The sequence below is a fragment of the Flavobacterium aquidurense genome, assembly GCF_001404985.1.
Taxonomy (GTDB): Bacteria; Bacteroidota; Bacteroidia; order Flavobacteriales; family Flavobacteriaceae; genus Flavobacterium; species Flavobacterium aquidurense_B.
Window position 1 is genome coordinate 142267 of sequence record NZ_JRLF01000014.1, and the last position, 13341, is coordinate 155607.

General features: G+C 33.8%; 8 protein-coding genes. 4 read left to right on the top strand and 4 right to left on the bottom strand.

Going from position 1 to position 13341, the window contains the following annotated elements:
• Positions 1–106 precede the first annotated feature (106 nt).
• Positions 107–5788 carry an alpha-2-macroglobulin family protein gene (locus RC62_RS16140; protein WP_055097742.1) on the bottom strand — a complete coding sequence of 1894 codons (5682 nt, stop codon included), beginning with the start codon at positions 5786–5788 and terminating at the stop codon, positions 107–109.
• Positions 5789–6007: 219 nt separating this feature from the next.
• Here RC62_RS16140 and RC62_RS16145 point away from each other — a divergent pair, with 219 nt between their 5' ends.
• Positions 6008–6553, top strand: coding sequence for a hypothetical protein (locus RC62_RS16145; protein ID WP_055097053.1), 546 nt, complete (start codon positions 6008–6010; stop codon positions 6551–6553).
• A 19-nt stretch (positions 6554–6572) separates the two neighbouring features.
• On the opposite strand, the gene RC62_RS16150 is transcribed toward RC62_RS16145, so the two are convergent.
• The gene (locus RC62_RS16150) at positions 6573–7205 is read right to left on the bottom strand and encodes a hypothetical protein (RefSeq protein ID WP_055097055.1); all 633 of its coding nucleotides are present in this window, start codon (positions 7203–7205) and stop codon (positions 6573–6575) included.
• 11 nt (positions 7206–7216) lie between these two features.
• Positions 7217–7660 (bottom strand): nucleoside deaminase, encoded by a 444-nt coding sequence (locus RC62_RS16155; RefSeq protein ID WP_055097744.1) that lies wholly within the window; start codon positions 7658–7660, stop codon positions 7217–7219.
• A gap of 62 nt (positions 7661–7722) precedes the next feature.
• On the opposite strand from RC62_RS16155, the gene RC62_RS16160 reads away from it, so the two are divergent.
• The 3 genes from RC62_RS16160 (at position 7723) to RC62_RS16170 (ending at position 11386) form a co-directional block, all read left to right on the top strand.
• Positions 7723–8496 carry a hypothetical protein gene (locus tag RC62_RS16160; RefSeq protein ID WP_055097057.1) on the top strand — a complete coding sequence of 258 codons (774 nt, stop codon included), beginning with the start codon at positions 7723–7725 and terminating at the stop codon, positions 8494–8496.
• A gap of 66 nt (positions 8497–8562) precedes the next feature.
• A complete protein-coding gene (locus RC62_RS16165; protein ID WP_055097059.1) occupies positions 8563–10350 on the top strand; it encodes a 1-deoxy-D-xylulose-5-phosphate synthase in 1788 nt (595 codons plus the stop codon).
• Positions 10351–10384: 34 nt separating this feature from the next.
• Complete coding sequence (locus tag RC62_RS16170; RefSeq protein ID WP_055097061.1) at positions 10385–11386, top strand: DUF3078 domain-containing protein; 1002 nt, start codon at positions 10385–10387, stop codon at positions 11384–11386.
• A 94-nt stretch (positions 11387–11480) separates the two neighbouring features.
• Here RC62_RS16170 and RC62_RS16175 read toward each other — a convergent pair whose 3' ends face one another.
• Complete coding sequence (locus RC62_RS16175; protein ID WP_055097063.1) at positions 11481–12827, bottom strand: deoxyguanosinetriphosphate triphosphohydrolase; 1347 nt, start codon at positions 12825–12827, stop codon at positions 11481–11483.
• Positions 12828–13341: the final 514 nt, after the last annotated feature.

Here is a 13341-nt window from a genome sequence, read left to right on the forward strand (position 1 = left end):
TACAGATTGAACTGGTTCGCACGGATCTTTTTTTATTTGGATCGTAACAAATTAAATTTAATCTGTGAACATCCGTTTAATCCGTAAAACCCGTGGGCCATATATTTTATTTCACCACCTCAACCCAAAAACCTTTTGTTCTGGCCAGGAATGTATTATCGTACATCGCTTCACATTGCAGTCCCGGTAAATAATAATTCCCTAAATACGATGCGTTTAGCAGGATTCTGAAAACTTTTGTCTCTCCCGCTTTTAATCCAAAATAGAAATTAGTTCTGTCATCGCGAATGTCAATGTAATCGGCAATATTGTTTGTTGCATCTCCATAATCTGTAAAACGCGTATTTACAATTTCGAAACCTGAAGGCAAAATTTGCGACAATGCTACATTCTGAACCCCTTCATTTCTTTGATTTCTAATAGTTACCTCTGCAATAAATTCGGTTCCCTGATTTATTTTCGAAACATTTACGGTTCCTCCTTTTCTGTTTTTGAAAACAATAGCTGCCGAAACATCGCTCTGAATCACATTTTCTTGCCCAATTGGCAGTATTCCGGTATTTAAAACACGAACATAGATTGTATTGCTTTTATTGTTTTTTAAAGTAATACTATTAGAACCCGTTTGAACAACCAGACTTCTGTCTGCAATTGTTTTTTGAGTATTTATAGTTTCACCTTTTCCGTTTTTACTAAATTGAATATTAATTCCTTTTGGACCATTACCAGCTGCAAATTTTGACATTGCATACAAACAATAAGCGGTTGTTTGTGTACTCATCCATTGATTATTAGACATTTCTTTGGCTAATTTCGAAGCCATTGTAAATGCTTTTTGTTTTTGTCCTAAAAGCAACATAGTTTCCAGGGCCATTGCTCTGTTTCTTTCGCCTGAGCCATAATAGTAATAATTATAATCACTCGATTCATTATCAATACTGGTTTGCAACAATAGATTTTGTCCTGCTGATTTTTGACCTGCTAAAACATATGCTGCTGCCAAACGAAGCTTACTTTCGTTCGAAATTCCTTTTGTCTCGCGCAATCTGTTCATTGAAGATAAATCAGCATTTCCTGCTAAAGCCAGCGTGTATAATCTATAAGCCTGAGCGAGATCATTTCCATATTTTTGTTCAAAGCGCCATTGTTTTGCTTCTTTTTGTTGATAAGAAGTCCATTTTGATTTGAAGTTTATTGGTAAAACATATCCTTTTTTCTCTGCTTCTATCAGGAAATGTCCCGCATACGAAGTTCCCCAATCATCAGCGATCGTGTTACCTTGCCAATATGGCAATCCTCCGTTCGACAATTGAAAACTTCCTAATCTGGTAATTCCTGCTGTGATATTTTTTTGAATTAGAGTTTTACGATTTGCATCCAGATCAACCACATCATCCAGAAATAACTGAGGAAAAACAGATGAAGTCGTTTGCTCTACACATCCATGTGGATATTGAATAAGAAATTGCAATCTTCCGTTTAGATTAATGGTTGGCATTGACGAAACTTCCAATCTCGCTTTATTGCTTCCGGACACTCCAAAGGTTTTCCATGAAACTGTTTTTGTAGCGTTTGGAGGTAAAATAATATCTGTAAAAGTACTCGTAACCGGATTTGGGTTCGTCATATCAATTTCGACATCATAAACTGATTTCTCACTTCCAGAAGTTGCAATAACCTGAACTTTCGCAATGCCGGTTGCAGATCCTACTACAAGATTAAAATAAGCCATTTTTTCATCAGGTTGTGCAAAAGTCAATTTTTGAGTTGCACTTCCCATTACTTTTAATCCTGCACTTGTTTTAATTTGAATCGAAACGTTTTTAATCTTATTTTCTGTTGCAAAAACGGTTACAGGAATTGTTACTTTCTCTGATGGTGATATCTTTCTTGGTAATGAAGCCAAAACCATCAACGGACTACGAACCGGAGTTGCTTTTTCTACACTTCCGTATGCGCTTGTGTTTGCATCACCTGCGACAATCATAGTTCGAACAGAACCAATATATTTTGGTAATTTTAACTGATGTGATTTCGTTTGTCCTTTTTCTAATTTAAATGGTCCATAATACAATACAACCGGTTTAAAACGATTGGCTTTTTTAGCTTTTCCACCACCTAAATCCTGATCTCCACCAATACTGAAAATCTGATTTATTTTTCCGCCATAAGCACCAATAACATCATCATAAATATCCCATGTTTTTACTCCTAAGGCTTCACGAACATAGAAACTATCCCAGGCATTTGGCGTTTTAAAACGAGTTAAATCCAGCAAACCTTCATCAACAACCGCAATAGTATAGGTCATTTCCTTGCCTGTTTTCTCTCCTGCTTTTACAGTAAATGTCTGTTCTGGTTTTAGCACGTCAGGCATTGAGAGTGTAGGCGCGAGAATAGTGTTTTTATCCACTACTTCGATAGGTACGATACCGTACATACGAATAGGCGAATCATTTTTAGTCGATGCATGAGGCTGTAAAAGTGTAATATTAAAATACACGTTTGGCGCCATTGCTGCTGTTATAGGAACTTCGACTTTAGTCTCTCCTTGTTTTGTTTTAGCCCATAATGTCTGCACAACTCTTGAACCATTTTCGATTGAAATTAAAGCACGGCCGCCTTCACTTGAAGGAAAAGATATTTGCGCTTTTTCTCCCACTGCATAATTTTTCTTATCGGTCGAGAACACTAACATATTAGCTGTTGAAGCATCTCTGTTGCGTGTTTTTCCGGACCAAATTGGCCAATCGATATTTACTGTCAAAGCTGTTGCATGACCATTTGTATCGTCTGAAACGCGAATTAAATAACGCCCCCATTCTTCATCTGTCAAAGAAAACTGAATACTTCCTTTTCCGTTCGAATCTGTATTGATTACAAAGGTTTTATATGAAGTGGTTGCATTCGAAGAATTATAATTTGACAGATTATCATTCGAAGCATCCCACCACCAACGCCAATCGACTTTAAAAACTTTTACTTCAAGGCCATTGACTGATTTTGGTCTTCCGTTTTCATCAACCGTAACAATATCAAAACGATTATTAGTCCTGGTTTCCAACATATTGTACTTATTAAGTTCCGGAGCTTTTATACCCACATAAGTTTTATACGGAGAATAAGTTGTTGAAATAACATCTGTACTAAAATCTCCTCCTTCTTCATATACTTTTGTAATGAATGATGCACGAAGCATTCCCGGAGCCTGACCTTGTAATTTAGGTTCAATATTTACGGTTGCTTTCCCATTTTCATTTAATTTTCCTGAGAAAACATTAATTTCCTCGGTACTAAATTGTCGTACAATATCATCAAAAGTAAATTTCTCATATCCTTTAAATGTTGTTGCTTGTTGCGAAAATTTAGCCTGCATTTCTACATTCAGATTTTTCGCAATTGCACCATGAAGCCATGTAACTTCCAGATTACTTGTATTTGGATAAGAAGATGAAAGTGTCTTTCTGGAGAAATTATTCTTTATTTTTAAACGATTCGGCTTGATGGTCTCAATTTTAATACTCTTATAAAATTTAGCTCCACCAACACTTATCATAGCTTCCCAATTTCCTGTTGGCGCTTCAGCACTTGTTGGAACTATAAAAGAATAATGGTTTAAATCGTTCGTTTTCTGAATGGTTTGATACGTTGTTTTACCGCTCGGGTCATTTAATCTAAATTTTATAGGATGTGATTTTGGTAACTTATTCGATGCATCATTTAATATAAACGACAAATACAAATTATCGCCCGGACGCCAAACGCCACGTTCCCCGTATATAAATCCTTTTAACCCTTTTTGTAAAGTCTCACCGGCAACATCAAAATTACTCACAGACAAAGAAAGTCCGTCATCCAGTTTTACATACGTCGATTGATCGCCCAAAGTAACGATTGCAAAATAAGCGAATTTATCCAACTGAAAAGAAGCAATTCCGTCACTGTTTGTCGCTCCGGTCGTTATTTTTTGTTGCTGATAAGTATACAAATCAACCCTTGCATTTGAAACAGGTTCTGTCGTTACAATATTATTTACGGCAAATAAATAAGATTTATTCTCTCCTCTTTTGGCAATAACTCCTAAATCTGTAGCAAGAATATTGGTAGCAATTTTTGCATTATAATAATATGAGTTTGTACACGGATTTTCGCTTTCTCTCCAGTCATAACCTTCATAATCATAGTCATAATCATCGTAGGAGTTTCCGCTGTAGTTTACATCATTTTCATCTACTTCGTCTTCGTCTTCATTATTCTGATCCGTATCTGATGTTTCGCATTTATAGAGCGAATATTTCTTTTTATAAACAAATTCTACCCTGTAAATTGCTCCCGGTTCCGGCGTTATTATTTTAGATAGATCCAGGGCAAACGTATTCCATTTACTTGGAGTTATTAAGCCGCTTTCATTTAATTTAAGCGTTGTTTTAGCAATGGGCTGTGCTACTTTTTTAAGATTCTGGCTTCCGTTTAATTCATTATATTGAAGAAACTGAAGAATATTATTTTTGTAAATTTTATATACCTTTACATCAACGGCACTTAAGTTTACAGCTTCAAAATTCAGCTTTAAATTATTTGAACTTGGCAAAATTGTTCCGTTTTTAATAAAACGAACACTTGGTTTTATTTGGTCAAAAGTAATTTTCTCGGTATAGTTCGAGTCCATTTTTTTTCCGTATTGACTTTCGATACCTTCAAAAACTTCCAGAAGCAATTCTCCGGTAAGTACGGGCTCAGGTTCTTGATCAGGAACAACCTCAACGACATCTTCAGCAACTGAATCAACAGCAACCGCAGCAGAATCAACAGTAACCGAAGTAGAATCAACACTTGAATAATCTGTCTCTTCTACCACAACCGGGGCAGGAACGTCTTTTTTAGCCGGAGCTTCATTAGTAAAATAAACTTTTAGTACGTTTCCTTGTGTAGAAAATTTTAAGTTATTGGTATTCTGGATTGAAACCAAACCTTTAAAATCCTGTCCTTTTTGTAATGGCTCTGAAAAATTAATTAAAACCGACTGATTACTTCCTTCCGGAACATCAACTTTTACTATTTTAAATTCGTTTATGCTCGAAATTGCATAATCTAATTGTCCCTTCTGATCAATATCAAAATCGTTTCCGTCATAGGCAATTTCAAGATTGGTTGCTTCATCGTAGCGCTGAATACTATCAATTATAAAATTGAATTCCTTAGCAGAGCCTGATTTTTTTTCGAATTTAATTTTAAGGTTGTTTCCTTTCTGACTTGCCGAAACTAATTTTACAGCCGTTTCAACATCAATATTGTCTGCTGTTTTTAAGACACAGTTCAAATATTGGTATTCTTTACTATACGACTGAATATCTGCTGTATTTATAGTAAAATCCTGCTTGATTGTTTTTACCGTAAAGTTAAATTTTGAGAGTTCCTTTTCTTTCTCTTTCGGAATCGTGATTAGTTTATCTAAGTTTAAAGTAACCTGATATTCTGTTCCGGGTTTTAATTTTTTCTCCGGAATAAAAGCAAGAGTATTGCTGGAGAGCGCAACAACTTTTCCGTCGACACTTGGCGAAATATCAAGCAAATCACTGTCTAGAACCTGATTGACTTTCCAGTCTTTTTTATCGAATGCTAAAACCACCCGAATATCAGATTCTGAAGAGACGATTCCTCCCGTAAAACTAACAATATACTCTTTGAATAGTGAAAAATCGGAATTAAAATCGGCAGCTGATTTTCTACCGCAAGATTGAAAAATAAAAAACACACAAAACACGAGAATTAATCCTTTTTTTTTCAATTTCATTTAGAGTTAATGGTTAGCAAATTACAATTTTAGTTCGATTTACCGTTGTAAGCGATAATAGCAAATTACAAATAAAACTATGATAAATGTAAAATATTTTCTTCTTCCTTTAAGAAGAAAATTCTCTAACAATAATTATTTAACTTTTGTTGAAGTTTTGCATGAAATCAAACAATAAATGTATTATATTTCGTACGATTTAACTTTTATATGATGTCAAACAATTCACAAAAATATTCCTCCCAAAATGAATTTATTATAAGAAATAAAAAATTTGTAATTAATAGTCTATTGGTATTAACCTTTTTAATTTCTTTATTATTTATAGATTTTTATTTACTACCAAAGACTAAAACCAAAGACATTCTTATTTCTTATTCAACTAATAGAGCAAGAAAAAGCAGATATGGAAAAGACAAGGAAACGGTTTCATATAACTACTACACTAAAAAAGAACACTCTTTTTCAACCAAAAATTTCCTTATAGAGGAAAATGAAGTAGAAATTGAATATTCATTTTTATTAAAAAGTGTTTCAGAAGTTAAATCAAAAGATGAAGATTATTCAAAATATCTAGTTAATGGTTTAAATCCTAACGGAATCCACATTTATTCTTGTACTGTACTTCTTCTTTCAATAGCAGTAAGTCTAAAAATACTGCTGTTAAAAAAAGGTTGTTCTGAAAATACATTTTATAATATTGTCTGTTTTAACGGATTCATTTTATTTGTATGCCTTTATATGGCGTATTTATTCTAATACAACAAAAGCAGAATTATTAAAGTAACTCTCCAAGTTTAGATAATGCCTCATCCAGATCAGTAAAATGTTCTTGAGAATTTGCCGCGTAAAACATTTGGTTACCACCCAGAATTATAATTACATCATCATCATGGTTTCCATAAAATTTAATTCCCTCAAGCCATTGTTTAAATGACACTCCTTTGTCTGAGAAATTTTTGATGATAAAATCCAGATCGTGCTGCTCTAATTCATAAAATGTATTACCGGCAAATTCTAATCCAAAACCGGCCTGAAGAAAAGCCATTGCAGTAAAAAAATCTGATAATTTCTCTGTTTCCAGATTCCATTCCTTTTCATCAAAACTCATATAAACCGGCGGATCAGATTTTGATAAATCATCTTTATGAATTCCCCAAACACAAGCTTTCTGATTTTCAGAATAAAATATCAAATAATCATTGTGTTTATAATATTGAAAACGTTCCGGTACAATTAATAAATCCTGAGTATGATTTAAATTTTGAACTTTTCCTAATTCCTTATAATAATCAACAAATACCTGAGGAAGATTGCCGAAGATATTTTTAATTAGTTGAATTTCATCATCAGAAAATCCATTAGGTTCTGTAATATGAAATAAGCTTTTTATTATTGGGAAATATGTCATAATTATTGAATTTACTTACGTCTTTCAACAAAAAAACGTTTCATCAAATCTGCAGCTTCATTTGCCATAATCCCGGAAACCACAGTAGTTTTAGGGTGCAATTTTGTTCCCATGGCCATAAAACCACGTTGTTCGTCACGAGCGCCAAAAACAATTTTCGAAATCTGACTCCAATACAAAGCACCTGCGCACATTTGGCAAGGTTCAAGCGTAACATATAAAGTACAATCTTTTAAATATTTACCGCCAAGAAAGTTAGCAGCGGCTGTTATTGACTGCATTTCGGCATGAGCCGTAACATCATTTAACAGTTCGGTTAAATTATGGCTGCTTGCAATTACTCTGTCAGCAACAACAATTATGGCACCAACAGGAATTTCGCCTTTCTCAAAAGCTATTTCAGCTTCCTGTAAAGCTTTTTTCATAAAATATTCGTCGGTGAAGGGATTTATCATAATTGCAAAAATAAGGTTTTCATACTTATTTTTTATTACATTTAAATTCTGATATTCAAAAAATGGAAAGAAATTACAAAATAACAATTCCTGAACCTTGCCACGAGAACTGGGATAAAATGTCGCCAACAGATAATGGTCGTTTTTGTTTAAGTTGTTCTAAAACTGTTGTTGATTTCACGGCAATGCTTCCGGAGGAAATTCAGCAGTATTTTATTTCACATAAAAATGTCTGTGGAAGACTTAAAAGTGAACAGTTAAGCGAAATAAATATTCAGATTCCATCTCAAATATTACACAGCCAAATCCATTATCAAAAAATGTTTTTATTAGCACTTTTTATAGCTATGGGTACTACATTATTTAGTTGTCAAGACAAAGACGGAAATAAGAAAAAAATAGATACAATTGAAGTTGTAGAAGATGTCAAACCAGAACAACATGCTACTACTGGAATTATTTTGATGCCTATAGACAAACTTAACGCCGAAGAACATTCTCAATCTGAACAAGAAGAACCTCAATCTGGACATTACGGAATTATTTATAATTCAAATGATTTAGACATTGCAGCTGTTCCAAAAAATGGAATAAAAAAATTCAATTCTAATTTTTCAAAAAATCTTATCACAGCAAAACAAGGAGAAATATCCGTTTTATTTGTAATTGAAGGCGACGGAAGTCTTAGCAATTTTAAAATACTTGAAAATACAACGTCAGCAAGTGAAAAAGATATTATCGGAATTTTAGAAAAAACTCCAAAGTGGATTCCTGGAAAACTAAAAAACAAAATCGTTAGATCAACTTACGTTTTACCCATTACAATTAAAAAGTAAAATACTGCTGATAGAACCTTATGCCCTAATTAAATTTAAAACCGTAAATTTGCTTTTTACCTTACAATGAAAAGCAATTTACTCTTAAACATACACAATCCAACAGATTTACGCTCACTTTCTGAAGCGCAACTTCCTCAAATTGCCCAAGAATTACGTCAATTTATTATAGATGTTGTTTCGGTCAAAGAAGGACATTTGGGTTCTAGTTTAGGCGTAATCGAATTGACAATCGCGTTGCATTATGTTTTTAATACACCTGAAGATCAATTAGTTTGGGATGTTGGACATCAGGCTTACGGACATAAAATCCTGACTGAAAGAAGAGAAATTTTTAATACCAACAGGCAAATCGATGGTATATCCGGTTTCCCTAAAAGAAACGAAAGTATTTATGATACTTTTGGTGTCGGACATTCTTCTACTTCTATTTCTGCCGCACTGGGAATGGCAATTGCGTCTCAGTTAAAAGGTGATTTCAACAAACAACATATTGCGGTAATTGGCGATGCTTCTATCGCATCCGGAATGGCATTTGAAGGCCTGAATCATGCCGGAGTAACTGATGCCAACTTATTGGTTATTTTGAATGATAATGCAATTGGGATTGACCCAAGTGTAGGCGCACTTAAAAAATATCTTACTGCTGTAAAAGAAGGCAAAAATCCCAGACAGAATAACATGATAAAGTCTTTGAATTTTGACTATTCAGGACCAATTGACGGACATGATATTCCAGCTTTAATTAAAGAATTAAAACGTTTAAAAAACATAAAAGGACCTAAATTCCTGCATATTGTAACTACAAAAGGAAAAGGCCTGCAACAAGCCGAAGAAAATCAGGTAAAATATCATGCGCCTGGAAAATTTGATGCTTCAACCGGCGAAATTCATTTAAAATCTGAAGAGAATTTACCGCCAAAATATCAGGATGTTTTTGGTTTGACCATTTTAGATTTAGCCCGAAAAAACGAAAAAATTATCGGAATCACGCCAGCCATGCCTTCAGGAAGTTCATTAAAATTTATGATGGATGAAATTCCGGAACGCGCTTTTGATGTTGGCATTGCAGAACAACATGCGGTAACGCTTGCTGCCGGAATGGCAACGCAAGGCATGATTGTGTATTGCAATATTTATTCTACTTTTTTACAACGTGCTTATGATCAGGTTATTCATGATGTGGCGTTACAAAATTTACCGGTTATTTTTTGTTTAGACAGAGCGGGTTTGGTTGGTGAAGATGGTGCAACGCATCATGGTGTTTTTGATATTGCCTATTTGCGTGCAATCCCTAATATAATTATCTACGCTCCTATCAACGAAATTGAATTGCAAAACATTTTATATACAGCTCAATTAGGGCTAAATCATCCTATTGCTATTCGATATCCAAGAGGTCGCGGCGTTCTGCCAAAATGGGAAGTAGAAAATTTCGGACATTATGAGAAAATAAATATTGGAGAAGGAAAGTGCTTAAAATCCGGAACAAAGACTGCCGTTTTATCAACTGGAACAATTGCAAATAATGTGACTTTGGCAATTGCTGAATCCCAAGATCCGGAAGCAATTGCCCACTACAACTTTTCTTTTATTAAACCACTAGATATCAAATTATTAAATGATATATTTTCTAATTTCGAAAGTATAATAACGATTGAAGACGGAACCATAAATGGCGGATTTGGAAGCGCTGTTTTGGAGTTTGGAGCGCTGAATAATTTCAAAAATAAAGTAAGAATTTTAGGTGTTCCGGATATGTTTATTGAACACGGAACGGTAAATCAGTTACAACAATTGTGCAACATCGACGTTAAAAGTTTGATAAATCTTTTTTCTAACGATACAAAATAATTATTTTGCACCACCAAAAAAAACTGAAATCCTAATGAAATTATTGCGTTCTACCCTTTTGCTTCTATTGCTTTTGTGTACCTCACATAACTTTGCCCAAATTATACAAACGACTTTAGCCCCAAACGAATTACCGCCGCCGCCATCAAACTGGACGAAGAAAAATCAGGTGGGTTTTGATATTTCAGAAATTGCATTTGTGAACTGGAGCGCCGGGGGAACAAGCTCAATTTCAGGATTGTTTAAAGGTGAATTTACAAGAACTTTCATAAAAGGAAATCATAAATGGGTGAATGAACTTATTGTTAAGTATGGCTTAAATAAACAAGACGGTACTGAACTTAGAAAAACTGATGATGCCGTTTTGCTGAATTCTACTTATGGATTCAGAAAAGATTCGCTTTCAAATTGGTATTATTCGGCTAAATTTAACTTTAATACGCAATTTACAGACGGTTATAATTACCCTAATAGAGATATTGCGATTTCTAAACCTTTTGCTCCGGCATATGTGTTTTTAGGAGCTGGAGCTGAATACTCTGACAAAAAGAAAAATCAAACATTTTATTTCTCTCCTATTACGTTAAAAACTACTTTGGTATTAGATCAAACTTTAGCAGATCAGGGATCTTTTGGTGTTAAAAAAGCTGTTTATATGACAGATCCTTTAAATCCTGACAATAAGATCCTGATAGAAAACGGACAGAAAGTAAAAGCCGAATTTGGTATTTTATTAACCGGATATATGAAAAGTGAGATTTACAAAAACATTTTCTACGAAAACAGATTAAGTTTATATACAGACTATTTAAATAAGTTTGGTAACGTCGACGTAGATTATGACACTCGTTTAGATCTGGTTGTTAATGCTTATGTAAAAGCAAATATTGGTATTCATTTAGTTTATGATGATGATATTAAAACTAAAGTCGATGTTGTTGACCCTGTTACAGGATCTACTTCTCAGGTAAACGACGGACCAAGAGCACAGTTAAGGCAAGTTTTAGGTGTGGGTCTTGTATATGCTTTTCAATAAATAAAAAATTTATAGCTCGCTATTGAGCAAAAAATAACCCATAAAATATAGTTTTATGGGTTATTTTTTTGAGATCAACTAAAATTAAGGTCTATTAATTTTTCTTTCTTCCGTTAATGGTTTCGAATAATTCTAACGCATTTCCGTCTGTTAGCAACGAAACATAATGACAAATATGAAGTAAACGTTCGTATAAATTTTCTTTTTCTAATTGATGCTTTTCCGGCAACATTTTCAAAATTAGCTTATCATAGTTTGATGCCGTTCCTTCATTTTTATTATTAAATGCTGTTATAAATTTATCTAATAAAGTCTGGATGATTTCATAACCCACAATTTCTTTCTCGATAACCTCACGGCTTTGATAGATTTTTTCAACACTTAAATTGATGATATCATTCATCTGTGCTTTATATTTACTCTTATCTGTTAAAGCAAAAGGAAATTTTCCCGCCAGAATAGCTTCTTCATTTTCAATAAAAACATCAACAGCATCATTAATCAAAGCGCCAATAGCCAAAGCACGCAAATAACTAATTCTGTCTTCTTTTGTTTCTAACAATTTATATTTAGAAACGCCAATATTATCTTTTACCAGTTTTATTAGATATTCTAAAGCATAATCTTCAGATACAAGGCCTAAATTTATTCCGTCTTCAAAATCTATAATAGTATAGCAAATATCGTCTGCAGCTTCAACAAGATAAGCTAGAGGATGTCTTTCGTAACCAATATCGTCTCCTGATTTATTGGCGATCATTCCCATATCTTTTGCTACTTCTTCAAAAAACGATTTATCAGTCTGAAAGAAACCATATTTTTTGTCAGCAATATCATTTGTTGGCTTTTTTGGCAAACTCTCTTTTGGATATTTCATAAAAGCACCCAATGTGGCGTACGAAATTCTAAGTCCTCCTTCGATTCCCGGGCGACTTGCCGTAAGAACCGAAAATCCGTTTGCGTTACCTTCAAAATCAATTAAATCCTGCCATTCTTTGGCCGTTAACTGATCTTTATATTTTAATCCGTTTCCTATCGAAAAATATTCTCCTATTGCCTTTTCACCAGAATGCCCAAAAGGCGGATTCCCAATATCGTGTGCCAAAGAAGCTGCAGCTACAATAGCTCCAAAATCATTCATATGATAACCGTGAATTTCTTTTAGATGAGGATATTTCTCAATGATTTTTTTACCAACTAAACGTCCTAAAGAACGTCCAACGACAGAAACTTCTAAACTATGAGTAAGTCTTGTATGAACAAAATCGGTTTTAGAAAGCGGAATAACCTGTGTTTTATCCTGTAATGATCGAAACGCTGCCGAAAAAATAATCCTGTCATAATCAACCTCAAAACCTAATCTGGTGTCATCTTGTTCTACACGTAATCTTTTGCTTGTATCGCCTTGGCGTTTGAGTGATAAAAGTTGTTCCCAGTTCATTTTGATATTTTAGATTGTAGATTAACGATTTTAGATTATTGATCTAAAACGTCAAAAATACATTTTATTTTAGGATAATATTGTATAAAACATGCCACAGATTAATTTGATCAAATGTTTTATTTACCACGAATTTCTACAAATTTACACAAATCATTGTGTTTAAATTAATTCGTGAAAATTGGTAGAAATTCGTGGAAAAAAAATATTAAAACTCCAGAGCTGTACTATGCTTGATTTCTCCCATTACAAAAATACTGTTCGTGTTTCCTATGTTTTCTATTGTAGATAATTTTTGTTTTTTATATCAACTGGTGAGGTCGAAGTTCTTGTAGTTATAAATTAGTTTCGACTTCACACTGTTGGCATTTTTATGTTTTGGGTTTTGCATTTTTTGGAATTTCTTTTGAAGCATAAAATTCAGTTTTCAAAACACCTTTTGTCCCGCTATCCGCTATATCTTTTTCTTCCGCCACGGCGGGCACAAAAGGATATCGCTTCTATCGGGGCTATT

Bases quoted from the DNA above. Each gene is read 5' to 3' on its own strand.
- RC62_RS16145 (WP_055097053.1), top strand. From the start codon at position 6,008: ATGTCAAACAATTCACAAAAATATTCCTCCCAAAATGAATTTATTATA.
- RC62_RS16150 (WP_055097055.1), bottom strand. From the start codon at position 7,205: ATGACATATTTCCCAATAATAAAAAGCTTATTTCATATTACAGAACCT.
- RC62_RS16155 (WP_055097744.1), bottom strand. From the start codon at position 7,660: ATGATAAATCCCTTCACCGACGAATATTTTATGAAAAAAGCTTTACAG.
- RC62_RS16160 (WP_055097057.1), top strand. From the start codon at position 7,723: ATGGAAAGAAATTACAAAATAACAATTCCTGAACCTTGCCACGAGAAC.
- RC62_RS16165 (WP_055097059.1), top strand. From the start codon at position 8,563: ATGAAAAGCAATTTACTCTTAAACATACACAATCCAACAGATTTACGC.
- RC62_RS16170 (WP_055097061.1), top strand. From the start codon at position 10,385: ATGAAATTATTGCGTTCTACCCTTTTGCTTCTATTGCTTTTGTGTACC.
- RC62_RS16175 (WP_055097063.1), bottom strand. From the start codon at position 12,827: ATGAACTGGGAACAACTTTTATCACTCAAACGCCAAGGCGATACAAGC.